The sequence below is a fragment of the Pedococcus bigeumensis genome, from assembly GCF_039531795.1.
In the GTDB taxonomy this organism is placed as follows: domain Bacteria; phylum Actinomycetota; class Actinomycetes; order Actinomycetales; family Dermatophilaceae; genus Pedococcus; species Pedococcus bigeumensis.
Genome location: NZ_BAAAQS010000001.1, coordinates 1,908,041 through 1,933,308, shown reverse-complemented (window position 1 = coordinate 1,933,308; position 25,268 = coordinate 1,908,041). Strand labels below are relative to the sequence as shown.

General features: G+C 71.5%; 24 protein-coding genes and 2 tRNA genes. 12 read left to right on the top strand and 14 right to left on the bottom strand.

Translation table 11 applies throughout. The features are described 5' to 3' along the window. Positions 1 to 58 precede the first annotated feature (58 nt). From ABD262_RS09185 to ABD262_RS09170, 4 genes are all read right to left on the bottom strand, one after another. Complete coding sequence (locus ABD262_RS09185) at positions 59 to 799, bottom strand: amino acid ABC transporter ATP-binding protein (protein WP_425564822.1); 741 nt, start codon at positions 797 to 799, stop codon at positions 59 to 61. A 201-nt stretch (positions 800 to 1,000) separates the two neighbouring features. Beyond that, positions 1,001 to 1,621 (bottom strand): RNA polymerase sigma factor, encoded by a 621-nt coding sequence (locus ABD262_RS09180; protein ID WP_344134361.1) that lies wholly within the window; start codon positions 1,619 to 1,621, stop codon positions 1,001 to 1,003. Between the two features lie 287 nt (positions 1,622 to 1,908). Continuing rightward, positions 1,909 to 4,215 carry an ATP-binding protein gene (locus ABD262_RS09175; protein ID WP_344134357.1) on the bottom strand — a complete coding sequence of 769 codons (2,307 nt, stop codon included), beginning with the start codon at positions 4,213 to 4,215 and terminating at the stop codon, positions 1,909 to 1,911. Between the two features lie 174 nt (positions 4,216 to 4,389). Then, positions 4,390 to 4,463, bottom strand: a tRNA-Ile gene (locus ABD262_RS09170). 252 nt (positions 4,464 to 4,715) lie between these two features. Between ABD262_RS09170 and ABD262_RS09165 the strand changes: the two genes are divergently transcribed. Beyond that, positions 4,716 to 5,231: a DUF3145 domain-containing protein gene (locus ABD262_RS09165; RefSeq protein ID WP_344134354.1), complete on the top strand. Its 516-nt coding sequence runs from the start codon at positions 4,716 to 4,718 to the stop codon at positions 5,229 to 5,231. Positions 5,232 to 5,355: 124 nt separating this feature from the next. Then, complete coding sequence (locus ABD262_RS09160; protein WP_344134352.1) at positions 5,356 to 6,006, top strand: hypothetical protein; 651 nt, start codon at positions 5,356 to 5,358, stop codon at positions 6,004 to 6,006. Positions 6,007 to 6,057: 51 nt separating this feature from the next. Here the strand turns inward: ABD262_RS09160 and ABD262_RS09155 are convergent, their stop codons facing one another. From ABD262_RS09155 to fdhD, 10 genes are all read right to left on the bottom strand, one after another. Beyond that, positions 6,058 to 6,618 carry a hypothetical protein gene (locus ABD262_RS09155; RefSeq protein WP_344134348.1) on the bottom strand — a complete coding sequence of 187 codons (561 nt, stop codon included), beginning with the start codon at positions 6,616 to 6,618 and terminating at the stop codon, positions 6,058 to 6,060. A gap of 104 nt (positions 6,619 to 6,722) precedes the next feature. Further along, positions 6,723 to 7,967, bottom strand: coding sequence for a beta-ketoacyl-ACP synthase II (fabF, locus tag ABD262_RS09150; RefSeq protein WP_344134345.1), 1,245 nt, complete (start codon positions 7,965 to 7,967; stop codon positions 6,723 to 6,725). 130 nt (positions 7,968 to 8,097) lie between these two features. Further along, positions 8,098 to 8,346 carry an acyl carrier protein gene (locus ABD262_RS09145; RefSeq protein ID WP_056923461.1) on the bottom strand — a complete coding sequence of 83 codons (249 nt, stop codon included), beginning with the start codon at positions 8,344 to 8,346 and terminating at the stop codon, positions 8,098 to 8,100. Between the two features lie 96 nt (positions 8,347 to 8,442). Further along, positions 8,443 to 9,462: a beta-ketoacyl-ACP synthase III gene (locus ABD262_RS09140; RefSeq protein WP_344134339.1), complete on the bottom strand. Its 1,020-nt coding sequence runs from the start codon at positions 9,460 to 9,462 to the stop codon at positions 8,443 to 8,445. A gap of 1 nt (position 9,463) precedes the next feature. Next, positions 9,464 to 10,432 carry an ACP S-malonyltransferase gene (locus ABD262_RS09135; RefSeq protein ID WP_344134336.1) on the bottom strand — a complete coding sequence of 323 codons (969 nt, stop codon included), beginning with the start codon at positions 10,430 to 10,432 and terminating at the stop codon, positions 9,464 to 9,466. A gap of 150 nt (positions 10,433 to 10,582) precedes the next feature. Continuing rightward, positions 10,583 to 11,773: a PucR family transcriptional regulator gene (locus ABD262_RS09130; protein WP_344134333.1), complete on the bottom strand. Its 1,191-nt coding sequence runs from the start codon at positions 11,771 to 11,773 to the stop codon at positions 10,583 to 10,585. 61 nt (positions 11,774 to 11,834) lie between these two features. After that, entirely contained in the window at positions 11,835 to 12,752 is a 918-nt protein-coding gene (locus tag ABD262_RS09125; RefSeq protein WP_344134633.1) for an NAD-dependent epimerase/dehydratase family protein, read from the bottom strand. A 119-nt stretch (positions 12,753 to 12,871) separates the two neighbouring features. Continuing rightward, entirely contained in the window at positions 12,872 to 15,637 is a 2,766-nt protein-coding gene (gene aceE / locus ABD262_RS09120; protein ID WP_344134330.1) for a pyruvate dehydrogenase (acetyl-transferring), homodimeric type, read from the bottom strand. A gap of 145 nt (positions 15,638 to 15,782) precedes the next feature. Beyond that, positions 15,783 to 16,349, bottom strand: coding sequence for an SDR family NAD(P)-dependent oxidoreductase (locus ABD262_RS09115; RefSeq protein ID WP_344134630.1), 567 nt, complete (start codon positions 16,347 to 16,349; stop codon positions 15,783 to 15,785). A gap of 257 nt (positions 16,350 to 16,606) precedes the next feature. After that, on the bottom strand, positions 16,607 to 17,419 hold the full coding sequence (fdhD, locus tag ABD262_RS09110) for a formate dehydrogenase accessory sulfurtransferase FdhD (protein WP_425564837.1): 813 nt from the start codon (positions 17,417 to 17,419) through the stop codon (positions 16,607 to 16,609). A gap of 92 nt (positions 17,420 to 17,511) precedes the next feature. On the opposite strand from fdhD, the gene ABD262_RS09105 reads away from it, so the two are divergent. From ABD262_RS09105 to ABD262_RS09060, 10 genes are all read left to right on the top strand, one after another. Next, positions 17,512 to 18,033 carry a PH domain-containing protein gene (locus tag ABD262_RS09105; RefSeq protein ID WP_344134326.1) on the top strand — a complete coding sequence of 174 codons (522 nt, stop codon included), beginning with the start codon at positions 17,512 to 17,514 and terminating at the stop codon, positions 18,031 to 18,033. After that, on the top strand, positions 18,030 to 19,436 hold the full coding sequence (locus ABD262_RS09100) for a PH domain-containing protein (RefSeq protein WP_344134324.1): 1,407 nt from the start codon (positions 18,030 to 18,032) through the stop codon (positions 19,434 to 19,436). Before ABD262_RS09105 ends, ABD262_RS09100 begins: the two co-directional genes overlap by 4 nt. Positions 19,437 to 19,698: 262 nt before the next feature. Next, positions 19,699 to 20,088: a DUF3052 domain-containing protein gene (locus ABD262_RS09095; protein WP_344134321.1), complete on the top strand. Its 390-nt coding sequence runs from the start codon at positions 19,699 to 19,701 to the stop codon at positions 20,086 to 20,088. Between the two features lie 22 nt (positions 20,089 to 20,110). Next, positions 20,111 to 20,581 (top strand): peroxiredoxin, encoded by a 471-nt coding sequence (locus tag ABD262_RS09090; protein ID WP_344134318.1) that lies wholly within the window; start codon positions 20,111 to 20,113, stop codon positions 20,579 to 20,581. A gap of 107 nt (positions 20,582 to 20,688) precedes the next feature. After that, positions 20,689 to 20,761, top strand: a tRNA-Val gene (locus ABD262_RS09085). 1 nt (position 20,762) lies between these two features. Continuing rightward, a complete protein-coding gene (locus ABD262_RS09080) occupies positions 20,763 to 21,623 on the top strand; it encodes a Nif3-like dinuclear metal center hexameric protein (protein WP_344134315.1) in 861 nt (286 codons plus the stop codon). Beyond that, positions 21,620 to 22,360: a zinc ribbon domain-containing protein gene (locus tag ABD262_RS09075; RefSeq protein WP_344134627.1), complete on the top strand. Its 741-nt coding sequence runs from the start codon at positions 21,620 to 21,622 to the stop codon at positions 22,358 to 22,360. Before ABD262_RS09080 ends, ABD262_RS09075 begins: the two co-directional genes overlap by 4 nt. Positions 22,361 to 22,363: 3 nt before the next feature. Then, positions 22,364 to 23,518, top strand: coding sequence for a bifunctional RNase H/acid phosphatase (locus ABD262_RS09070; protein ID WP_344134312.1), 1,155 nt, complete (start codon positions 22,364 to 22,366; stop codon positions 23,516 to 23,518). Between the two features lie 79 nt (positions 23,519 to 23,597). Beyond that, complete coding sequence (locus ABD262_RS09065) at positions 23,598 to 24,056, top strand: rhodanese-like domain-containing protein (RefSeq protein ID WP_344134309.1); 459 nt, start codon at positions 23,598 to 23,600, stop codon at positions 24,054 to 24,056. Beyond that, on the top strand, positions 24,053 to 25,264 hold the full coding sequence (locus tag ABD262_RS09060) for an O-succinylhomoserine sulfhydrylase (protein WP_344134306.1): 1,212 nt from the start codon (positions 24,053 to 24,055) through the stop codon (positions 25,262 to 25,264). The genes ABD262_RS09065 and ABD262_RS09060 overlap by 4 nt, the downstream gene beginning before the upstream one ends. Positions 25,265 to 25,268: the final 4 nt, after the last annotated feature.

The window sequence follows — 25,268 nt, the reverse complement described above, 5'->3', positions numbered from 1 at the left end:
GGTCAACGGGTCCCGGTGTGACGGGACCCTGAGTGGGCTGGGCTGAGGGTGGGTCGGGCTAGTGGGTGAGGATCTTGCCGAGGAAGTCCTTGGCACGGTCGGACTTCGGGGCGGTGAAGAAGCCCTCGGGGTCGTTCTCCTCCACGATCTGGCCGTCGGCCATGAACACGACCCGGTTCGCGGCCTTGCGGGCGAAGCCCATCTCGTGGGTGACGACGACCATCGTCATACCCTCCTTGGCGAGGGCCACCATGACGTCGAGGACCTCGGTGATCATCTCGGGGTCGAGGGCCGAGGTGGGCTCGTCGAAGAGCATCACCTTGGGGTCCATCGCCAGGGACCGCGCGATGGCCACCCGCTGCTGTTGACCACCGGAGAGCTGGGCGGGGTACTTGTGCGCCTGGTGCGCGACACCCACGCGCTCGAGCAGCTCCATCGCCCGCTTCTCGGCCTCGGCCTTGGGCACCTTGCGGGCCTTGATCGGGCCCAGCGTGACGTTGTCGAGGATGGTCTTGTGGGCGAAGAGGTTGAAGGACTGGAACACCATGCCGACGTCGGCCCGCAGCTTCGCGAGCTCTTTGCCCTCTTCGGGCAGCGGCACGCCGTCGATGGTGATCGAGCCGGTCTCGAAGGTCTCGAGCCGGTTGATCGTGCGGCACAGGGTCGACTTGCCGGACCCTGAGGGACCGATCACGACGACGACCTCGCCCTTGCCGATGGACAGGTCGATGTCCTTGAGGACGTGCAGCTCGCCGAAGTGCTTGTTGACGCCCTTGAGGACGACCAGTGGCTCCGTCATGTGCGGCAACCTACCGGTTTGTCGCACATGGCGGCCTCCTGCGCCACCACATGTCACCCAAAGGCAACCTGAGGAGGCTCTCGGGGAGCCGCGCTCTGCTGCAGGCAGGCGAGACCCTCGACCCTCGCGGCTCTGCCGTGCCACGTGCCCGCAGGCCCGGGACTCGCAGAGCGCCACGCCGACGGTGCGATCTGCCTCGTGCTACGCGGCTGCGGTCGAGACGGCGCGCACGTAGGCCTTGGTGAATGCGCTCCGGGCCCGGTAGCTCAACGCCGCGACGGCGTTCGCGTTGAGGCCCATCGAGGCGCCGACGACGGGCAGCGGTTCCTCGATCACGATGGTTCGCCACAGAACCTCGCGCCAGCGTTCGGGGAGTTCGGCCATCACGTCGAGGACGATCCGGCGCTCGAGGGCCCGCTCGGTCGGGTCGGGTTCGGGTCGGTCCATCGCGCCCTCCTCGAGGGGGTCGACCGAGATCTCGCCGTTGAGCTTGCGGAGCCGGTCGCGGAACAGGTTGCGCATTGTCGTGAGCAGGTACGCACGGACAGCGCGGTCGGGACCACGCCCGTTGAGCAGCGCGGCGACGACCCTCGTCATCGCCTCGGAGGCAAGGTCCTCGGCGATACCGGGGTTGCCGATGCCTCCGGCAGCCCGCACCGCGAAGGGGTAGTGCCGGGCATACAGCGCCCCGGCCGCCTGCATGTCTCCGGTCCGGACCGCCTCGACGAGGGCCGGGTCGTCCCAGTCGGTCATCCGCGGGTGGCCTGCGGCGGCCGGACGGTCGTCGTCTGCAGCGGGGGCGGGGGTGGGTGAGGACAACATGGACGGGGGTTCCTTCGGGAGGCCGTGGACGCGGGCAAGGAGGTGTCGTGAGGTGCGGGCCGGGCGGACCGGGTGGGGGTCGACAGCCCCGCGTGGTCCAGCCACCTGTTGCCTGCATTGCCTCGATCGGCGCGGGGGAGGCTGGCACCCGATGGGGGTGCGTCCCTTGGCCGCTGGTGCTGGGTCCAGTCTTGGGTTCGCGACAGCCGTGCCGCGACGAGGGAAATACCTGACTTCCGGCCTCGACGGAACCAGGTAGTTCCACCGGGTCCGGGGCAGACGGGCTCCTACTGCTGCGGGGAGCGGCGCACGTACCAGGCCGCGATGCCGGCGCGGGAGGTGGCGTGGAGCTTGTCGAGGGTGTTCTGGATATGCCCCTGGACGGTGCGCTCAGAGAGCGTGAGCCGCTCGGCGATGGACCGGCTGCTGAGTCCGTCGGCGACGAGCGCGGCGATCTCGGCCTCGCGACGGGTGAGCGGCGCGAAGGGATCCGCCGCGGTGCGGGGGTCCTGTCCGGTCATGGCGAAGGTCACGAGGGTCTCGAGCGGCGTCGTGGCTCCCGTGGCGAAAGCCTGTTCGAACCGCGCAGTGCCGAGCGCTGACTCGGCGGCTGCCCTGCCGGCGTCCCTGAAGGCAGTGAGCATGAGGGCGACGTGGGCCCGGTCCAGCTCGCGAGCCGCTCCGCCGAACAGCACGGCGGCGTCCCGGGCCCGTCCCGCCGCCGCGTTGACCCAGGCCAGCGCCTCGAGGGTCAGCGCCACCATGAGGTTGTTGCGCAGCTCCCAGGCTCCTGCCAGTGCGGTACGCACCTGCTGGAGAGCGGCATCGACCTCGCCCTGGGGCAGCAGGTGGAGCCCGAGCGCCCAGTGGAAGTTCGTGCGGACGTACACCTCACCCGGGTGGCGCTCGCAGAAGCTGATCGCCTCGTCGATGAGGACCTTGGCCTCCTCCGTGCGGCCGACGGCCGACAGTGTGAGGGCCTGCCAGAACACCGCGTGGAAGTAGTGGTAGCTCTCTCGCCCCTGAGCGGCAGCGAGGGCCGTGATGCCCGCCTCGCCATGCGTGAGGGCCGCGGGAAGGTCTTGGTCGTAGAACGCGAGGAGGGCGATCGCGAACGCGTGGTGGGCCCGTGGCGACGCGGTCTGCGCGGAGTCGAGGATGTCAGTCGCGTGGTCCAGAAGACGGTGGGCGTACGCCATGTCGAAGTGCTCTCCGGCCGCCATCGTGGCCGCCATCACGCTCGCGTGGATCTCGGCGTCACCGGATCCCGGGGCGACGGCCAGTGCTCGGTCGACCCAGAGGCGCCCTTCGTTGAGCAGGCCGTCGCACAGCCAGTAGGGCTCCAGGTCGGTGCACAGCTGCAGGGCAGCGGTGGCGTGGCGCGGCGTCGCGACGGCATACTCGAACGCGGCGCGGATGTTGGCCTGTTCCAGCCGGATCTTCCGCATCCAGGCCAGCTCGTCCGACCCGATCCAGTGCGTGGCGAGGTCGTGGCCCAGCGACGAGACCCAGGCCAGGTGGGCGTCCTGCCAGTGGGTCAGCTCGTCACCGGCCGTCAGGTGTCTTTTCCCGAACTGTCGCACCGGCTCGGGCATCCGGTAGCGCCCGGGAGTAGTCGCGTCCTGGGCGATGATGGACTGGCTGGCCAGTGCTGAGACGAGTGACAGGATCTCGTGGGCGCCGACGCCCTCCCCGACGCAGACCGTCTCGGCGGCCGCTACGTCGAACCCACCCGGGAAGACGGCCAGCCGGCACCACAGCGCCTGCTCGTCGGGTGAGCACAGCTGGAAGCTCCAGTCGAGGTTGGCGGCCAGGGAACGGTGCCGGGGCGGGTGGTCACGGTAGCCCGCGTCGAGCGCAGCGAGGGGGTCATCCAGTCGGGTGGCAAGGAGCTCCGGGGCTATCTCGCGCACTCGCGCGCCGGCGAGCTCGAGGGCGAGGGGCAGGCCGCCGAGGGCGGTGACGATGCTCGCCACCGCCCCTGCGTTCGCGGAGGTGAGCCGGAACGTCGCCGAGGCTGCTTGGGCGCGAGCGACGAACAGCTCGACCGAGGCGACCTCGGCGATCGAGTCGGGCGACAGCTCCGTGCCTTCGTTCCCTTCACGGCGGCTCGCGGCGGGTGGGAGGGCCAGCGGCGGCACGTCGTAGACCACCTCGCGAGCCAGCCCGAGTGGGCTGCGACTGGTCGCCAGGATCTTCACGGCCGGACAGGTCTCGAGGATCTCCACGGCCAGCTCGGCGACCGCGTCGACGAGGTGTTCGCAGTTGTCGAGGACCAGCAGGACGTGCTGGCCGTCGAGGTGGTCCGTCAGGATCGTGGTGGCGAGCTCGGGGCCGGCGACGAACAGCCCGACACGGGACGCGACGAGGTGCCCGAGCAGGGAGGGGTCGGTGAGCTCGGACAACGGTGCGACGAAGGCGCCACCGGCGAACGTGGACTCCAGCTCGTCGAGCGCGTGCAGCGCCAGCCTCGTCTTGCCAGCGCCGCCGAGCCCCACGAGGGTCACCAGCCGCTGGTGGTCGACCAGGTCGACGACGTCACGGACCTCCGTGTCTCTGCCGACGAAGCGGGTGCCAGACGCCACCAACGTCATGCCACTGAGGATAGTTGCACTGTCCGGGCACGGTGGTTGAGGGAGTGCGACTCGCTGATCTGCGGCAGGTGTCAAGGATCAGCCGAAGTAGGTGTCAACCATCAACCGAAACACTGTCAGGCATCAGCCGAAGCCCAAACGTCAGGCATCAGGCGAAGTCGTACACACGTCCTGTGGGGCAGGTCGGGCTTGAACCGACGACCGACGGATTATGAGTCCGCTGCTCTGACCGACTGAGCTACTGCCCCGGCACCAGCTCGGCTCGCACCGGCTGGGCGCCGTGAGCCTACCTTCGTCCGAGCTCGCGGAGACTGCCAGTACCTGTCGCTCGCCGGGCCACGGGCGTGGTGAGAACGAGGTTCGTGGTGGTGCTGGTGCGGATGTGGTTCGTGGTGCACAATGGGTCCCGCACAGCCAACTGAACAACGCGGCAACACGCCGAGCCAGCCGGTGACGAGGTTCGTGGGGAAGACGTCCCTCGCACACCAAGGAGGCCCGGAATGTCTGTCGCGATGCCGCGTGTCATGACCCGCGGGGTGGTTTTCATTCACTCCACCCCCAAAGCACTGTGCCCCCACATCACCTGGGCCCTCGAGTCCGCCCTCGACGGCCGGCTGGCCATCGACTGGACCCCACAGCCCGCCGGTGCCGCACTCGTCCGCGCGGAGTTCCCGTGGGCAGGGGTGCAGGGCACCGGCGCCAAGCTCGCCTCCACCCTGCGCGGCTGGGACAACCTGCGCTACGAGGTGACCGAGGAGCCGAGCGCCGGCGCAGACGGGTCGCGCTGGTCGCACACGCCCGCCCTCGGGATCCACCACACCTGGACCTCGGCCGCCGGCGACGCCGTGATCAACGAGGACCGGCTGCGTGACGTGCTGCGGCTGTCGCAGGGGTCGCCGGAGGCAATGGCCGAGATGGTCGAGGAGCTGCTCGGCACCGACTGGGACGCCGAGCTCGAGCCGTTCCGGTATGCCGGTGACGGGGCCCCCGTGCGCTGGCTCCACAAGGTCGGCTGACCGATGGTTGGCTGACCGATGGTTGGCTGAGCGGCTTCAAGCAGCCGTGTGACTTGCACGTTTCGGGGGTTCGACCGGGTCTTGGGTAGCCTGTCGGGCTGTCCGATCGACTCTGGAGGAACGTGTGACCCGCCCCAAGCTCATCCTGGGGGTGCTGGCCGCAGCCTGTGTGGGGACGCTGCTCTGGTACGCCTGGCTGATCCTGGCCGCCGATCTGCCCCGTGGCGCCACCATCGCCACCTGGGTGCTCTGGCTCTTCTCGGCGGCGGCCGTCGCGACCCTGTTGGCCTACGTCCGTGAGTTCCTCGCACATCGGGCGGCCGTGGGACGGGAGGCCTCGTGGAAGCCCCTGCCGGGCCTGGTGCTGCTGTGGCTCGGCGGCCTGACGGCGATGGCGTCGTTCGCGTTCGTGCTGCCCGACAGGGCGACTGCCGACGGGGCGGACGACCCAGCTGTCACGCGCGGGTCGCTGACCGCCCAGCAGGGCGACCCGACGAGCGGCGTCGCGGACGGAGCCCGCTCGACCACCACCACCTCACGCTCGAGCTCGTCGCGGACGAGCCCACCCGCGCCGGTCTCGACGACGTCGCCCCGGCAGGTGTCCGCAACCTCCTCGCCCTCCGGGGGCTCCGCGGGCTCGTCGACGGCGACCTCGACGTCCAGCACGACCAAGACCCGGGGCAACTCCGGCCACACGTCCACGGGCAAGCCGACCCCCAGCAGCACGACCAACCCGCCGCTGATCGTCATCACGCTCCCGCCGCCGCCCCGGTGAGGCGCATCCCACGCAGCCGCGTCCCGGAGGCCGGGACCGGGAGCGGGCCCCCTAGGACTGCAGCTCGGGCCAGAGCTCGTTGCCCACAGTAGGACGACCTGCACGCGTGCGCAGGACCTCGAGGCTGACGCCGTCGAACAGCTCGATCGGCAGCGCCCAGAAACGCTGCCCGAGGTCGACCACCACGACGTCCCGCAACATCACGACGCCGCCGATAACCGAGTAGGCGAGCTCCGTGCACGAGTCGTGGTCGCGGAAGCGGATCGTCTGGCTCCCGACCGTCAGGCCGAGGATGCGACCCGGCACGAACTCCCGGTCGAAGTGCCTGCCGATGGAGAAGACGGTGTAGCCGAGCATGGCGGCCGTCGCCACCAGGTAGATGCCCGGCGCCGCCAGGAGCGCCGTGGACACCGCACCGGGCCGCCCGCCCAGGAGGTCCGGCGCGGAGACGCAGAGGAGGAGCACGACGCTGGTCACCAGCGCCGAGGTCCAGGTCTGTGGACGCCGCAGCACGTGCCGGCGCCCGGCCCGTTTCAGCCGTCCCGACAAGTGCCCGTCCACGATCACGATGCGCTCGCGACCCCCCAGGGTTCCCCCCGACCTACCCACCATGCGTGCCTCCCCGCATCGCCCCTGCAGCGACCGTCGGCACACGATAGAGCGCCCACCCCGGGGTCCGGGGTGGGCGCTCTATCGTGTGGGCCGAACGGCTGAGGTCAGACCGAGGTGAAGACCACCGCGACGTTGTGTCCGCCGAAACCGAACGAGTTGTTCAGGGCGGCGATGTCACCGGCGGGCAGCTTGCGGGCCTCGCCGTGCACGACGTCCAGCTTGATGGCGGGGTCGAAGTCGTCGAGGTTGATGGTCGCGGGGGCGATCCGGTGGTGCAGCGCCAGGATCGTGAGGACGCCCTCGAGGGCCCCGGCCGCGCCGAGGAGGTGACCCGTCATCGACTTCGTCGCACTGACCGGCATACCGTCGGTGTCGTCGCCGAAGGCGCGCCGGATGGCGTTCGACTCGGCCACGTCGCCCACGGGGGTCGAGGTCGCGTGCGCGTTGACGTGGACGATGTCCTTGGGCGTCAGCCCTGCCCGCTCGACGGCCTCGACCATCGCCCGGGAGGCTCCCGCGCCCTCGGGCTCCGGAGCCGCAATGTGGTGGGAGTCGGAGGACATGCCCACGCCACCGATCTCGGCGTAGATGGTGGCCCCACGCGCCCTGGCTGCTTCGTACTCCTCGAGCACGATCACTGCGGCGCCCTCGCCGAGGACGAAGCCGTCGCGGCCGGTGTCGTAGGGGCGCGAGGCCCGCTCGGGGTCGTCGTTGCGGGTCGAGAGCGCCTGCATGGCGGCGAACCCGGCGATCGGCAGTGCGTGCACCGCACCCTCGGTGCCACCGGCGACCGCGATGTCGGCCCGGCCGTTGCGGATCATCTCGTAGGCGTAGCCCATCGCCTCGAGCCCGGAGGCGCAGGCGGAGACAGGGGTGTGGGCCCCGGCCCGGGCACCGATCTCCAGCGACACGGCGGCGGAGGAGGCGTTGGGCATGAGCATCGGCACGGCGAGCGGGAAGACCCGTCGCGGGCCCTTCTCGCGCAGGTTGTCCCACTGGTCGAGCAGGGTCCAGACGCCGCCGATCCCGGTGCCGATGCAGGCAGCCAGCCGCTCGGGCTCGACCTCGGGGGCGCCGGCGTCGGCCCAGGCCTCCCGCGCGGCGATCAGGGCGTACTGCGCGCTCGGATCGAGCCGGCGCACCTCCACCTTGGTCAGGACGTCGGTCGGCTGCGTGTGGATCGTGGCGGCGAACTTGACCGGGAGCTCGTACTTCTCCACCCAGTCGAAGTCCATCGTCTTGGCTCCCGACCGTCCGGCCAGGATGGCGTCCCACGTCTCGGGGACGGTGCCGCCCACGGGGGTGGTGGCTCCGAGGCCTGTGACGACGACGCGTCGTTCGGCGGTCATGGCTGGGTCTGCTCCTTCGTCGGGTCGTGCGGGGGCTGGTCGCCGGTGCGGGGTGGCGGCTGGAGCGACGGGGTCACTCCACGGCAGAGGTATGCCGCGTGGCCGCCACCCGCGCGGGGAACTGTGGGGCTCAGCCCTGGTTCTTGGCGATGAAGCTGACGGCGTCGCCGACGGTCTTGAGGTTCTTGACCTCGTCGTCGGGGATCCGCACGCCGAACTTCTCCTCGGCGTTGACGACGATGGTCATCATCGACAGCGAGTCGATGTCGAGGTCGTCGGTGAAGGACTTCTCGGACTGCACCGACTCGGTGTCCAGACCGGTCTCCTCGTTGACGATCTCGGCCAGACCCTCGAGGATCTCCTGCTCGCTCTGCGCCATGCGGCTCAGCTCCTTCTCTTGGTGGTGTGACTGTTTGGTCGTCACGTGGTGTGGTCACTGCGGTGGCCCGGTTCACCCGCGGGCCGACGGGAGTCTTCAGGGGAGGACGACGACCTGGGCCGCGTAGACCAGGCCCGCGCCGAACCCGATCTGCAGGGCCAGGCCGCCGTGGGGCACCTCGCCCTCGCGCAGCATGCGCTCGGTCGCGAGGGGGATCGACGCGGCGGAGGTGTTCGCGGTCTCGGCGATGTCGCGGGCCACCGGGATGTCGCTCGGCAGCTTGAGCTGCTTGATCATGGCGTCGATGATCCGCATGTTGGCCTGGTGCGGGATGAACGCGTCGAGGTCCTCGGCCCGCACGCCGGCGGCGTCGAGGGCCTTCTGGGCGACCGGGGCCATGCCCCAGACCGCCCAGCGGAAGACGGACTGGCCCTGCATGCCGATCGCCGGCCAGCCGAGGTCGCCGTCGCGCACCTCGACCCAGGAGTCGCGCTGCGAGATGGTCTTCCACTGCGAGCCGTCGGACCCCCACACGGTCGGCCCGATGGCGGGCACGTCGGACGGGCCGACGATCGCCGCGCCGGCGCCGTCGCCGAAGATGAAGGCGGAACCGCGGTCGGTGGGGTCGGTGAAGTCCGAGAGCTTCTCGACGCCGACGACGAGCACGTGGCGGGCGCTGCCGCCGCGCACCATGTCGCTGGCCAGGCTGACCGCGTGGCAGTAGCCCGCGCAGGCGGCGGAGATGTCGAAGGCCGCGCCGCGGATGCCCAACCGGTCGGCGAGGATCGGTGCGGCAGCGGGGGTCTGGTAGGGATGCGTGACCGTGGCCACGACGACGGCATCGACGTCGGAGGCCTCCAGTCCCGACGCCTTGAGCGCCTCGCGGGTGGCCTCGACGGACATGTCGACGACGGTCTCGTCCTTGGCGGCGAAGCGCCGGCTCTTGATGCCCGAGCGTTCCTGGATCCACTCGTCGGAGGAGTCGATCGCCTCGATGATCTCCGAGTTCATCACCACGCGCTCGGGCCGGTAGCCGCCCACACCCATGATGCGGGCGTACTTCGCACCCTCGGACGGGGTGATGGAACCGGTGCCCTTGGGGGCGGGTGTGCTCATGTCAGGCCTCTTGCGCGTCGGTCGGGAGGGATCCTGCGTCGGCGGGGTCTCCGCCGTGGTCGCGAACCAGCTGCTGCGCCGCCTCGAGGTCGTCGGGCGTCTTGACAGCCAGTGTGGCAACTCCGGGCATCGCCCGCTTGGCGAGACCGACCAGGGTGCCGGCGGGGGTCAGCTCGAGCAGCGCGGTGACGCCGAGGTCGGCCATGGTCTGCATGCACAGGTCCCAGCGGACCGGGCTGCTCACCTGCTTGACCAAGCGCGCCAGGGCGTCGACACCGTCGGCGACCGGTCGGCCGTCGGCGTTGGACAGCAGGGTGACACCGGGGTCGCTGACCTCGAAGTCCGCGGACAGCGTGCGGAGGGCGTCGACCGCGGGGGACATGTGGGTGGTGTGGAACGCGCCGGCCACCTGGAGGGGGATGACCCTGGCCTTGGCCGGCGGGTCGGCGGCGAGCGCCGCCAGCTGCTCGAGGGTGCCGGCGGCCACGGTCTGTCCTGCGCCGTTCGCGTTGGCGGCCGTCAGCCCGTGCCGCGCCAGCGCCTCGGCCACGGCGGCCGGGTCGCCACCGAGGACCGCGCTCATCCCGGTGGGGGTCAGCGCGCTGGCGGCGGCCATGCCGGCGCCGCGCTCGCGGACGAACACCATCGCGTCGTGGTCGGACAGCACCCCGGCGAAGGCGCACGCGGTGATCTCCCCGACCGAGTGCCCTGCGGTGACGCCCACCGTGCCGGCTGGTCCGGCGGGCAGGACGACCGCGGCGGCGGCCAGGCCGGCCGCCACGATGAGCGGCTGGGCGACGGCGGTGTCCTTGATCGTCTCGGCGTCCGAGGTCGTGCCGTGCGCGACCAGGTCGAGGCCGGCCACGTCGGACAACGACTCGAGCCGCGCACGGAAGGCCGGGAGCTCGAGCCAGGGCGCGAGGAAGCCGGGGGTCTGGGAGCCCTGTCCGGGGCAGACGATTGCTAGCACGACTCCACCCTTGCGGTCGGAGCCTGACCCCAGCGTGACCGTTTGGCACGAACATCGCGGAGCTCTGTTGGAGGATGTCTACAAACGGTGCGGCAAACGGCAGTGGTGGCGGGCCACGGTGTGAGCGGGGTCTCAGGGGACGGCATGCGGTCAGCGCTGGGGGAGGGTCCGCTGGCCGGCCGGGCGGCTGAGCCGACCCAGGGCGAGCGCGATGCGGACTGTGTGGGCGTCATGGGGGTCGGTCAGCTGGTAGCCGGTGAGCTCGGCGATCTTGCCCAGGCGGTAGCGCACCGTGTTCGGGTGGACGAAGAGGACCCGGGCGGTGCCCTCGAGGCCGCCGCCGGACTCGAGGTAGGCCGAGGCCGTCTCGAGGAGGGCGCTGCTGCTGGCCGAGAGGGGGTGCCAGATGCGGTCGAGCAGCAGGGCCCGCGCCGGCGCGTCGCCGACCAGGACCCGCTCGGCCAGGAGGTCGTCGGCCGTGACCGGCCGCGGGGCACCGGGCCAGGCGTGCGCGCACGACTGTCCCGCCAGCGCCGCCCGCGCCGACCGACCGGCCGCGAACAGGTGGGGGACCGTCGGTCCGACCACCAGCGGCCCGTCGCCGAAGTGGTCCGCGACCGCCCGGGCCGCCGCCATGGGGTCGTCGACGTTGCCGAAGATGCAGACCAGCCGCCGGCCCTGCACCGCAGCCAGGGTGTCCACACCTACGCGTTCGGCCGCGCGGCGCAGACCGTCGACGACGCCTTCGGACCCGCCCGGTGGGGTGCTGCCGGCGATCACGGCGACCCTGGTCGTCGAGCCCCAGCCGAGGGCGGCGGCCCGCGACTGCATGGAGTCGTCGGCCTCACCACGTAGCACGGCGTCGACGACCAGGCCCTCCAGGCGGGCGTCCCAGGCGCCGCGGGCCTCGGCCGCGTGGGCGTAGACCTCGGCAGCGGCGAAGGCGATCTCGCGGGAGTAGCGCAGGACCGACTCGCGCAGGGCCTGCTCCTCGCCGGGCTCGGCCAGCGCCGTGGCGTCCTGCTCGACCACGTCGACGACCGATCGCACCAGGTCGAGCGTCTGGCGCAGCGTGATCGACCGGGTCAGCTCACGGGGCGCAGTGCCGAAGACGTCGGCCGTGACCGGGGTCTGGTCACCGCCCTCGCGCAGCCAGGCGATGAAGGCCGCGATGCCCGCCTGCGCGACGAGGCCGACCCACGACCGGTCCTCGGCCGACAGCACGCGGTACCAGTCGTGCGCCGCCTCCATCCGCCGCGTCGCCGCGGACGAGAGCTCGCCGGCCGACCGCTCGACCCGCTGCAGGGTGGCGGCCGAGGTGGTGACGCGAGTCGGCGGCATACCGGGAGTCTATTTGTATGCCGCCCACAACGGCGGGCGGCGCGGGCAGGTCGCGGCGCCCTCAGCCCACGTGGTCGCGCCAGGAGTGCGCCGGCTGGTAGCCCAGCAGCCGCCGGGCCTTGTCGATGCCCAGCAGCGTCTCGTGCTCGCCGAGCTCCTTGCGCACCTCGACCCCGGGGAACACCTCGGCCACGAGCTCCGCGCTCGAGCGGTTCATCACGGTGTCGGCGTTGGCGATGACGAAGACCTCGCACCCCGGCTCGGCCCGCTCCAGCCCCAGCCGCACCGCCTGCGCGCCGTCGCGGCCGTCGATGTAGCCCCAGAGGTTCCACTGGCGCAGCGACGGGTCGGCGTCGAACGACGGGAAGGCCGCGTAGTCGGCGGGGTCCATGACGTTGGAGAACCGCAGGCCGACCATGACCAGCTCGGGGTCCCAGCGACAGAAGTGGCGGGCCATCTCCTCCTCGAGCGCCTTGTTCAGCGAGTAGGTCGACTCCGGCCGAGGGGCGTACTCCTCGTCCACGGGGACGTAGGGCGGCGGAGTGTCGAACGGCAGCCCGAGGACCGTCTCGCTCGACGCCCAGACGACGCGACGGACCTTGAGCGCCCGGGCGGCGGCGAAGACGTTGTAGGTCGCGGCCGAGTTGTTCGCGAAGGTCGTCGCGTTGGTGGTCAGACCCGGCGCGGGGATGGCGGCCAGGTGCACCACCGCGTCCACGGGGGTGGAGTGCTCGTCGACGCCACCGGACAGCGCCTCGACGACCTGGCCGTAGTCGGTGAGGTCGACCGCGACGAACGGGGTCGTCGGGCTGTCCGGCCGGACCCGGTCCAGCGCGAGGACGTCGTAGCCGTGCTCGGCCAGGTGGGCCACGACCGTGCGGCCGAGCTTGCCCGTGGAGCCGGTGACGGCGACACGGACCGGGGTGGTGGGAGCGGAGGTGGTGGGAGCGGAGGTGGTGGGAGCGGAGGTGGGGGTCACTGCGGGCTGGGAGGTCACCTCCTCATCCTGCCCCACGAACGGGTATGCCGCCCGCTCAGTGAGCGGGCGGCATACCTTGTCGTGCAACGGGTTTCAGCGCAGAGCAGGTCCGAACGTGGTCAGCTCTCGCCACCCGAGTTGCCGGACGTGCCGGCGGTGACGTCGAGCAGGCGGTAGCGCGCGGCGGCTTCCCGGGCCACCCCGCCCTCGATCTCGCCACGCTGGACGAGCATCTGCAGGGCGCGTACGGCGACCGAGGGGCCGTCGATGTGGAAGAACCGCCGCGCAGCCGGGCGGGTGTCGGAGAAACCGAACCCGTCGGCGCCGAGCGAGGCGAAGTCTCCCGGCACCCACTGCTGGATCTGGTCCTGCACCTGGCGCATGTAGTCCGACACCGCGATGACCGGACCGCGCGTGTGGCGCAGCCGCTCGGTGACGTAGGGAGTGCGGGCCTCGCCGTCCGGGTGGAGGAAGCGCTGCTCGTCGCAGGCCATACCGTCGCGGCGCAGCTCGCTCCACGACGTCACCGACCAGACATCAGCCACCACACCCCAGTCGTTGCGCAGGAGGTCCTGGGCCTCCAACGCCCACGGCACCCCGACGCCGGACGCGAGCAGCTGCACCCGCGGGGCGTCGTCCGGGAGCCCGTCCGGGATGCCCGGGGCGAACAGGTGCATGCCACGCAGGATGCCCTCGCGGTCGACGTTCTCCGGCTCCTGCGGCTGGCTCATCGGCTCGTTGTAGACCGTCACGTAGTAGATGACGTTCTCCGGGTCGTCGCCGTACATCCGGCGCAGCCCGTCCTCCATGATGTGGCCGATCTCGAACGCGAAGGCCGGGTCGTACGCGACCACTGCGGGGTTGGTCGCAGCCAGCAGCGGCGAGTGGCCGTCGGCGTGCTGCAGCCCCTCACCGGTGAGGGTGGTGCGTCCCGCCGTGGCCCCGATGAGGAAGCCGCGCGCCATCTGGTCGGCGGCCGCCCAGATGGAGTCGCCGGTGCGCTGGAACCCGAACATCGAGTAGAAGACGTAGATCGGCACCATTGGCTGGCCGTGCGTCGCGTAGGAGGTGCCGGCGGCCGTGAACGCGGCCATCGACCCGGCCTCGTTGATCCCGAGGTGCAGGATCTGGCCGTCCTTGGCCTCCTTGTAGGCCAGCATCAGCTCCGCGTCGACCGAGGTGTACTTCTGGCCGTGCGGGTTGTAGATCTTGATCGTCGGGAAGAACGAGTCCATCCCGAAGGTGCGGGCCTCGTCGGGGATGATCGGCACCACGCGCTTGCCGAACTCCTTGTCGCGCATCAGCTCCTTGAGCAGTCGCACGAACGCCATCGTCGTGGCGACCTGCTGCTTGCCGGTGCCCTTCTTGACGATCTCGTAGGCCGAGTGGTCGGGCAGCTTGAGCGGCTCGTGCTGCACCCGCCGGATGGGGATCGGGCCACCCAGCTTCTCGCGCCGCTCGCGCAGGTACTGGATGCTGGGGTCGTCGGGTCCCGGGTGGAAGTAGGGCGGGGAGTAGGGGTCGCGCTCGAGCACCTCGTCGGAAATCGGCAGCTTCAGGCTGTCGCGCAGGCCCTTGAGGTCGTCGAGGGTCAGCTTCTTCATCTGGTGGGTCGCGTTGCGGCCCGCGAAGTGGCTGCCGAGGCCGTAGCCCTTGATGGTCTTGGCGAGGATGACCGTCGGCTGACCGGTGTGGTTCATGGCGGCCTGGTAGGCGGCGAACACCTTGCGGTAGTCGTGGCCACCGCGCTTGAGCTTCCACCAGATGTCCTCGTCGGACCAGTCCTTGACCATCTCGCGGGTGCGCGGGTCGCGGCCGAAGAAGAAGTCGCGGACGTACTTGCCGTCGTTGGCGCGGAAGGTCTGGTAGTCGCCGTCGCTCGTGGTGTTCATGAGGTGCACCAGGGCGCCGTCACGGTCCTGCGCGAGCAGCGGGTCCCAGCCGCGGCCCCAGACGACCTTGATGACGTTCCAGCCGGCGCCGCGGAAGAAGGCCTCGAGCTCCTGCACGATCTTGCCGTTGCCCCGGACCGGGCCGTCGAGCCGCTGGAGGTTGCAGTTGACGACGAAGGTGAGGTTGTCGAGCTCCTCGCCCGCAGCGAGCTGGAGCAGGCCGCGCGACTCGGGCTCGTCCATCTCGCCGTCGCCGAGGAAGGCCCAGACGTGCTGCTGGCTGGTGTCCTTCACGCCGCGGTTGTGCAGGTACTTGTTGAACTGCGCCTGGTAGATGGCGTTCATCGGGCCGATGCCCATCGACACGGTCGGGAACTGCCAGAAGTCAGGCATCAGCCGCGGGTGCGGGTAGGACGGCAGGGCCAGCGGCTGGCCCGCGACGATGTGGCTCTTCTCCTGGCGGAAGCCGTCGAGCTGGTCCTCGGAGAGCCGGCCCTCGAGGAAGGCGCGGGCGTACATGCCGGGGGAGGCGTGGCCCTGGAAGAAGACCTGGTCGCCACCGCCCGGGTGGTCCTGACCGCGCCAGAAGTGGTTGAAGCCGACCTCGTAGAGGGTCGCCGCCGAGGCGTAGGTGGAGATGTGGCCACCGACCCCGATGCCGGGACGCTGGGCGCGGTGCACCATGACCGCGGCGTTCCAGCGCAGGTACGCGCGGTAGCGTCGCTCGACCTCCTCGTCACCGGGGAACCACGGCTCCTGCTCGGGCGAGATCGTGTTGATGTAGTCGGTGGCCGTCAGCGACGGCACCCCGACCTGCATCTCCCGTGCCCGCTCCAGGAGCTTGAGCATCACGTAGCGCGCCCGCTGCCGACCGCCCTCCTCGATGACGCCGTCGAGGGAGTCGAGCCACTCCTTGGTCTCCTCGGGGTCGATGTCCGGGAGCTGGCTGGGGATGCCGTTGAGAATCGGTCCGGCTTCCTCGCGTGCGGCCACGGTCGTGAGTCCTTTCTCGCGCCAGTGTTGACGAGGGGCCGCGGGGTTGCCTGCGACCTCCGTGTCCATCTTCCACCCGAACGAGTCGCGGGTCACAACCGGACCGGCCTACTGGCCAGTATCCGGAGCGTCCGCGACATATATCTCAGCTGCGCTGCCCGGGAGCGACCGGGAGCGAGGCCCCCGCGCAGATGACGAGGTGCTGCCCGGTGACCATCGCCCCGGTGTCCTCGAGGAGGAACGAGGCGTATGCCGCGACCTCCTCCGCCCTGACCGGCCGCCCAAGGGGTGGCGTCTGCGGCGGCGTCGCCGCCCGGCGGGGGTCTGCGGTCATCGCGGTCTCGGTGGGGCCCGGCGCCAGCACGTTCACGGTGATGCCCCGCGGTGCCAGCTCGGCGGCCCACGAGCGCCCGAGGGCACCGAGGGCCGCCTTGGTCGCGGCGTACTGGCTCTTGCCCCAGGCCCCTTCAGCGGTGCGGCTGCCGATCAGCAGGATCCGGCCACCGTCGACGAGGCGGCCCTCGAGGCACGAGGCCAGCCGCACGGCAGCCCCGACGTGCACGGCGTGCATGCGGTCGCTCGCGTCCGGGTCGAGGTCGGTGAGCGGGCCCGACTCCTGGAAGCCGGCAGCGTGGACGAGCGCATCGACGTCGCCGAGGTCGGCGACGGCTGCCGCGACCCCGGGTGCGGCAGCGGTGTCACCGAGGTCCACGCGGCGCCAGTCGAGCCCGGGCTGAGCCGGGCCGACCACGTCTACGTCCTGGCCCACGGCGCCAAGCTCGGCGACGCTCCCTTCCACGCCTGGGCGGTGATGCCGGCCCGCTGGACCCTGGTGACCGACGACTCCGCGACCCCGGAGCAGATCCGCCCGTTCGAGGCGGCCGGCGTCGAGGTCGTCGTGGTCGAGGTCACCCAGGACGACCGGCAGGACACCGGGGCCTGACGACCCGGGGTGGGCGTCGGCCCGCCCTACGCCTCGAGCCCGAGCCGGTGTGCGCCGGCGTAGACGGTCAGCCGCGGCGCCCTGGCGAAGCCGACCAGGGTCAGCCCGGACTGCTCCGCCAGCTCGGCCGCGAGCGACGAGGGAGCGGAGACGGCGACGAGGGCGGGCAGGCCGGCCATCACGGCCTTCTGCACCAGCTCGAAGCTGGCCCGCCCACTGACCACCAGCACGTGACCGGTCAGTGGCAGCCGCCCCTCGCGGGCGGCCCAGCCCACCACCTTGTCGACGGCGTTGTGGCGGCCGACGTCCTCGCGGACGACCAGCGGCTCGCCGTCGGCGGTGAAGATCCCGGCGGCGTGCAACCCGCCGGTCCGGTCGAAGACCTTCTGGCGAGCCCGCATCACCTCGGGCAAGCCGGCCACCACCACGGGTGAGAGGACGACGGGATCGTCGGCCACGGCATACGGGCTCGTGGCGGTGATGGCGTCGATGCTGGTCTTGCCGCACACACCGCAGGCGCTGCTCTGGTAGCCCGACCGGGCGCTGCGCTCGAGGTCGGGCACGATCCCGGGGGCAAGCGTGACGTCGACGACGTTGTAGGTGGGGGAGCCGGACTCGTCCTCGTCGAGGCAGTGCATCAGCTGGACCACCTCGTCGCCCCGGCGCAGCACCCCCTCGGTGAGCAGGTTGCCGAGCGCCAGGTCGAAGTCGTCGCCCGGGGTGCGCATCGTCACGGTGACGGAGGTGCCGCCCACCCGGATCTCCAACGGCTCCTCGACGGCCAGCGTGTCCGGTCGAGCAGTGCTGCGCGCCCCGTCAGGGGTCACCTCGACCCTCACTGCCGGCGTCCGTCTCGTCACCCTTCCCACGCCTGCAATGTATGCCGCGCGGTGCGTGCCGCCAGTGCGGGGTCGCCGGATAAGTTGGTTGGGTGAGCGACACCCCCCTCGACCAGCCCCCGCACCCGACCGAGGTGCGCCTCTTCGGCGACGCCGGTATGCCGTGGCGGCCGGTGTCACCGAAGCTCGCCACCGCGCGGCTCCTGGTCCTCGCGGTGCTCCTGGTGCCGCTCCTGCTGGTGCTGCTCGGGCTCGCCGGGTTCGTGTGGGAGGGCTTCTGGGTGGGCGTCGTGGTCGTCGCCGCCGCGCTCGCCGCCGGCACGTGGGTGATCCGTCGGCAGGTGCCGGCGATCACGTGGGCCGAGGGGGCCGAGGAGCTGGTGGTCCGCCGCGGCCGGATGTTCCGCACCCTGGTCAGCGTCCCCTACGGCCGGCTCCAGTTCGTCGACGTCCAGTCCGGTCCGTTGGAACGGCGCTTCGGCATGGCGACCGTCGAGCTGCACACCGCCTCACCCGAGAGCGGCGGCCAGATCCCGGGGCTGCCGACGGCCGAGGCCGAGGCGCTGCGCGAGCGGCTGGCCGCGCGGGGCGAGTCGCAGCGAGCCGGTCTGTGAGCACCGAGCCCGACCCCGGCGCCACGGGACCCAGCCAGGACGGGTGGCGGCACCTCCACCCGCTGTCACCACTCCTCAAGGGGGGCATCGCCTTCCTGGCGGTCCTCGCCTACGTCGTCTCGCAGCAGGCGGACGCGCTGTTCGGCGCCAACCGTGACGACCCCACGCAAGGGCATCTGGGACTCGCCGCCGTGGGGGTGGTCGTCGTCCTCCTCGCGATCATCGCGGGAGCGTGGGTGTCGTGGCGGTTCTCGCGGTTCCGCGTCGCCGAGACGTTGATCGAGCTGCGCACCGGCGTGCTCTTCCGCCAGCACCGACAGGTCCGGTTCGACCGGATCCAGGCCGTCGACCTGGGCCGTCCGCTACTCGCCCGCCTGACGGGGCTGTCCGAGGTGGTGGTCCAGTCGGCGGGGGGCAAGGACTCCCACCTCAAGCTCGCCTTCCTCACCGACGCCCAGGCCCAGCAGGTGCGCGAGCAGCTGATGGCGCTCGCGGGCCGCAGCGACGAAGCCACCGGCTCGGGCCTCAGCGACGCCGACTTCGCCGACCTGCCCGCCCCCGGCCCGGTGGGTGACCGCGTGCTGGCCGTCCCCAACGCGCGGATCCTCCAGTCGGTCCTCTACAGCGGTCCCGGCCTGGCCATCGTGGTCGCCGTGCCCGCGCTGGTGCTGTCGGTCGCGCTGGGCGTGCCGGAGATGGTGGCGTGGCTCGGACCGATGACGCTGGCCATCGGCAGCGCGCACCTCAAGCGGCTCACGCAGGAGTGCAACTTCGAGCTGGTCCACCAGGGTGACCGGCTCCGCATCAGGCACGGGCTCACCGACCTGCGCACGACGACGGTGCCCCTGCACCGCATCCAGGCGATCGAGGTCAGCCAGTCGCTGCCCTGGCGGCTCACCGGCTGGTGGCGCATCAAGGTGAACGTCGCAGGCGCCGGCACGGGCGCGGGCGACGCCGAGACGCAGACCGTCCTGATGCCCGTGGGCCACCGCGAGGAGGCCCTGCGCGTGCTCGCCCTGGTGCACCCCGGCATACCTCGCGACGCGGCGCTGGCGGCGCTGGAAGGGCAGGGGCCGGGGGAAGGCTTCGTCACCTCGACCACGCGAGCCCGCCACCTCGACCCGCTGAGCTGGCGTCGCCAGGGGTATGCCGTGCTGCCCGACGGCCTGCTGACCCGCCGGGGCGCGTGGTACCGCGCGGCCCAGTTCGTGCCGCACGCCCGCATCCAGTCGCTGAAGGTGGAGCAGGGGCCGGTCCAGCGCCGACGGGGCGTGGCCACGGTCCGCATCGTCTCCACGGTCGGTCCGGTGTCGCCGGCCGTCGCACACCTGGACGAGCCCGACGCGACCAGGCTGCTCAACGAGCAGGTCGTGCGATCCGGCCGGGCCCGGCAGCGGGTCTAGGTCGGTCGCCCCGTGAGCCTGGCGGCGGCTGGGCTCCCGGCCCTGGAAGCCGTCTTCCGCGGGCGATCGGAACGGCGCTGGTCAGCCATGGTGCCGACCCAGGTCCGGCCCGTACGGCTGTCCACGCGGTGGGAATGTGTGCCTATTCCGGCGACTCGGTTGAAAAACCCGGCCCAACCCGATGAACTTACCCGCAACTGACCACTTCGAGGGGATGGAGAAAGGTGTGACCACGCCAGCGCAATCTGCGCTGCAGACATCGGTGAGCCGACTGGGCTTCACCGCCGGACAGGTGATCCAGGAGTTCGGCTACGACTCCGACGTCGACGACGACTTCCGCTTCGCCATCGAGGACCACACCGGCACCGACCTCGAGGACGAGGACTACCAGGACGTCGCCGACTCGTCGCTGATCTGGTGGCGCAAGGGCGACGGCGACCTCGTCGACGCGGTCGTCGACGCGCTGACCAACCTCGGCGACGGCGGCTCGGTCGTCGTCCTGACGCTCAAGGCCGGTCGCAGCGGCCACGTCGAGGCCAGCGACATCGAGGAGGCTGCGACGACCGCCGGGCTGCACACGTCGGGCACCGTCAACGCCTGCGACGACTGGACCGCGACCAAGCTGGTCGCCCCCAAGACCGGACGGCGTTGACGGCGCTGGCAGACTGCCGACCATGACGTCACCGATCGCAGTGGGCACCCCGGCGCCGGACTTCACGCTCAGGGACCAGAACGGCCACGAGTTCTCGCTGGCCGACTTCCGTGGCACGAAGAACGTCGTGCTGGTCTTCTACCCGTTCGCCTTCTCGGGGATCTGCACAGGTGAGCTGTGCGAGATCCGCGACGACCTCGGCGGGTTCGTCGGCGACGACGTGCAGGTGCTCGCCGCCTCGTGCGACCACATGTTCAGCCAGCGGGCCTGGGCCGACAAGGAGGGCTACTTCTTCCCCCTCCTGTCCGACTACTGGCCGCACGGTGCCGTCGCCCAGCAGTACGGCGTCTTCAACGAGCAGGCTGGCGCCGCCCTGCGCGGCACCTTCCTCATCGACACCGAGGGGATCGTGCGCTGGACCCTGGTCAACGAGATCGGTGAGCCGCGCGACTTCTCCGGCTACCACGCCGCCCTGGCCGAGCTGCGCGCCTGACCTCAGCCGATGCCGGGCTGACCGCACGGGCTGACCACACGGGACGCGGCGACCTGACAGAATGACGCCGCTGTCCGATCGCGGCGTGCCCGCGGCGTGACGACGCGGGGCCTGTAGCTCAGTTGGTAGAGCGCCACGTTTACACCGTGGATGTCGTCGGTTCGAGCCCGGCCGGGCCCACATGCACACCACCCTCTCCGAGGTCGTCCGGGTGCTCGATCACCTCTACCCGCCGTCGACCGCCCAGTCCTGGGACCAGGTGGGGCTGGTGGCCGGCGACCTCGACCAGCCGGTCCGCCGGATCCACTTCGCCGTCGACCCCACCCTCGCCGTCGTGGAGGAGGCGCGGGCGCTGGGGGCCGACCTGCTGGTGACCCACCACCCGTTGCTGCTGCGCGGCATCCACAGCGTGGCCACCACGGGCGCCAAGGGCGCCACGGTCACGGCGCTCGTGGTCAACGACCTCGCGCTCTACGTGGCCCACACGAACGCCGACGTCGCGGAGCCGGGCGTCAACGACGCGCTGGCGCAGGCCTGCGGCCTGAGCGACCTCGAACCGCTCGCCGTGGTGGAGGGACAGGGGCTGGGCCGGGTCGGCCGGCTGAACCCACCCGTCACGCTCGCCGAGTTCACCGCCTCGCTGTATGCCGCCCTGCCGCCCTCGCCGGGCGGCCTGCGGGTCGCGGGACCCGCCGACGCGCGGGTCGAGCGGGTCGCGGTCATGGGGGGCGCGGGCGACGACCTGTTCGACCACGTCCGGGCCAGCCATGCCGATGTCTACGTCACCGCCGACCTGCGGCACCACCCGGTGCTGGAGGCGCGCGAGGAGGCCAGGGGCGGGCCGCCCTACATCGTGGACGCCGGCCACTGGGCGACCGAGTCGCTGTGGCTGGCCGGCGCGGCGGAGCGCGTGCGGGCGGCGATTGCGGCCAGCGCCGACGGCACCCCTAAGGTGGAGACCCACATCTCAACACTGCGCACCGACCCGTGGGACTTCGTGGTCGGTGCCGAACCGCCCGCTGGCCCTGGAGGTACGTCCTGAAAGCCGACCCGTCCCGTCAGTGGCGACTGCTCGACCTGCAGGCGATCGACACCCGTCTCGACCAGATCGAGCACGCCCGCAAGAGCCTGCCCGAGCACGCCCGGCTGGCCGAGCTCCAGACCAAGGCCGAGGGCCTCGACTCCCTCCTGGTGCGCGCCCGGACCGAGCTGGGCGACATCCAGCGCGAGGTCGCCAAGGCCGAGTCGGACGTGCAGCTGGTCCGTGACCGTGCCGCCCGTGACCAGGCCAGGCTCGACGCCGGGACCGGGTCGGCCAAGGACCTGCAGGCGATCCAGCACGAGCTGGCCTCGCTGGTGCGCAGGCAGTCGGAGCTGGAGGACGTCGAGCTCGAGGTCATGGAGCGGGCGGAGGACGCCGAGTCGGCGGTCACCCAGCTCGAGGCCGAGCGCTCGACCCTCACCGAGCAGCTGACCGCGGCCACCGAGGCCCGCGACGCCGCGCTCGCCGACCTCGAGGCCGAGGCCGTCACGGTCGCTCGCCCCCGGGCCGACATCGTCGCCGGGGTGGGCGACGAGCTGGTCACGCTCTACGAGAAGATCCGCGCCCAGAGCGGTGGTCTCGGTGCCGCTCCGCTGCGCCAGCGTCGCTGCGGTGGTTGCCAGCTCGAGCTCAACAACGTCGACATGAACCGGATCAAGGCGGCTCCCGCCGACGAGCTGCTCCGGTGCGAGGAGTGCCGCCGGATCCTCGTGCGCACCGCCGAGTCCGGCCTCTGACCCGTGCCCGGCAGGAGGCGCACGCTCGTCGTCGAGGCTGACGGTGGTTCTCGCGGCAACCCCGGCGTCGCCGGCTACGGCGCGCTGGTGCGCGACGGCGCCAGTGGGCGGGTGCTGTGGGAAGGCGCTGCCCCGCTGGGCAAGGCGTCCAACAACGTCGCGGAGTACTCCGGTCTGATCGCCGGGCTGGGCGCGGTCCTGCGGATCGAGGCCGGTGCCGACGTCGACGTCCGGATGGACTCCAAGCTGGTCGTCGAGCAGATGGCCGGGCGCTGGAAGATCAAGCACCCCGACATGCGTACGCTCGCGCTCGAGGCCCGCGACCTCGCGGCGCAGATCAGTGCCGCCGGTGGCTCGGTGTCGTTCACCTGGATCCCGCGGGAGCGCAACAAGGACGCCGACGCGCTCTCCAACGACGGCATGGACGGCCGGACCATCGACCGCCTGCTCGTCGGCGATCGTGACGTGGCCGACGACGCGAACGTGGCCGAGGTGGTCGAGGAGGTCATCGACCCCGCACCCAGCCCGGCACCAGCCGGTCCGGGGGAGGGCGCGCCGACCCGCGTCCTGCTGGTCCGACACGGCGTCACCGACTACACCGTGGCCTCCCGGCTCGACGGTCGTGGTGGCGCCGACCCCTCGCTCAACACCGTCGGGCAGGCCCAGGCGGCCGCCGCCGGTCGGGCCACCGCCCACCTGCTCGGGGGCTCCCCGGCGCGGGTGGTCACCTCGTCGCTGGCCCGGGCCCGGCAGACCGGTGCCGCGGTCGCGGAGGCCATCGGGGTCGAGCCGTCCGTCGACGCGGACTGGGACGAGCAGGACTTCGGCGACTGGGACGGCGCGAGCATCCCCGACCTGGTCCGCGACGAGGCCGAGGCACTGACGGCGCTGCGGGTCGACCCGGCCTACGCGCGTCCGGGCGGGGAGTCGCACGACCAGCTGGCTGCGCGCGTGGTGTCGGCGTTCGAGCGGGTCGTCGCCGCCGGTGGCACGACCGTCGTCGTGTGCCACCGCAAGCCGATCATGTGCGTGCTCGCCCACGTGCTGGGCATCCCGCACGACAAGGTGTGGCGGCTCGCTGCCGCTCCGGGGTCGCTGACCGCCCTCGAGGTCTGGCCCGACGGCACCGTCTCGGTCGCGTTCACCAACCGCACCTGAGAGCCTGGTGGCGTGTGGTGGCGCGTCCACGACGTGGGCCCCTCGTCTCGCCATGTGGCGAGAGTTCTACGCTGACGACATGAGCGCTGAGTCGATCGACGCTGAGTCCACCACCCCGGCTGTCAGCAGCTACGCCGGAGACGTCACCCCTGACGACGCGTATGCCGCGCTGGCGGCCGACGACGACGCGGTGCTCGTCGACGTGCGCACCAGGGCCGAGTGGAGCTACGTCGGGCTGCCCGACCTGAGCGCCCTCGGCAAGCGGGTGGTCTGTGTCGAGTGGCAGCGCTTCCCCGACGGGGCGGTCAACGGCGACTTCGTCGAACAGCTCCAGGACGCCGGCCTGCCGGACGGTGCGCCCATCTACTTCCTCTGCCGCTCCGGCGTGCGGTCGGTCGCGGCCGCGAAGGCGGCCACGCGGGCCGGGCTCGGTCCCGCCTACAACGTCCTCGAGGGCTTCGAGGGTCCACCCGACGAGCACCACCACCGCGCCGTCTCCGGGTGGAAGAACGCCGGACTGCCCTGGCGGCAGGGATGAGCGAGGTCACCCCCGGGATGGGGGCGGGCGAGCTGGCCGGCCGCGCGTTCCGACCGGACACCATCGCCGTGCGAGGTGGACTCGCGCGCAGCAACTTCGACGAGACGGCCGAGGCGCTCTACCTCACGTCCGGCTTCGTCTACGAGAGCGCCGAGCAGGCCGAGGCGGCGTTCAAGGACGAGGTCGAGCACTTCATCTACAGCCGCTACGGCAACCCCACGGTCACCATGTTCGAGGAGCGGCTGCGGCAGCTCGAGGGGGCGCAGGCGTGCTTCGCCACGGCGTCGGGGATGTCTGCCGTGTTCGTCGCGCTGGCAGCGCTGCTGGGTCAGGGTGACCGCGTGGTCTCCTCGCGCGGACTGTTCGGCTCGTGCTTCGTCATCCTCGACGAGATCCTGCCGAGGTGGGGCGTCGAGACGGTGTTCGTCGACGGACCGGACCTCGACCAGTGGCGGGAGGCGCTCACGGTGCCGACGCAGGCGGTCTTCTTCGAGACGCCGAGCAACCCGATGCAGGAGCTCGTCGACATGCGGGCGGTGTCCGACCTGGCCCACGCGGCCGGCGCCCAGGTCGTCGTCGACAACGTCTTCGGCACGCCGGTCTTCTCCAAGCCGCTCGAGCACGGGGCCGACATCGTCGTGTACTCCGCGACCAAGCACATCGACGGCCAGGGCCGCACGCTCGGTGGTGCCGTGCTGGGCACGTCCGAGTTCGTCAACGGTCCGGTCAAGAACCTCATGCGGCACACCGGCCCGTCGATGTCGCCGTTCAACGCGTGGGTCCTCGTCAAGGGGCTCGAGACGCTGTCGCTGCGGGTCGAGAAGCAGGCGGCCAACGCGCTTGCCGTGGCCGAGGCCCTCGAGGCACACCCCCGGGTGGCGAAGGTGCTCTACCCGTGGCTCGCGTCCCACCCGCAGCACGAGCTGGCCCGGCGACAGATGCTCGGTGGCGGCACGGTGGTGACGTTCGAGATCGACGGCGGCAAGGACGAGGCCTTCGCGCTGATGAACGGGCTGCGCGTCGTCGACATCAGCAACAACCTCGGTGACGCCAAGTCGATGGTGACCCACCCCGCCACCACCACGCACCGACGGCTGACGCCGGAGGCCCGCGCGGCGGTCGGCATCACCGACGGCACGGTCCGGATCTCGGTCGGGCTCGAGGACCCCCTCGACGTGATCGAGGACCTCGTCCGCGGCCTCGGCTGAGGTC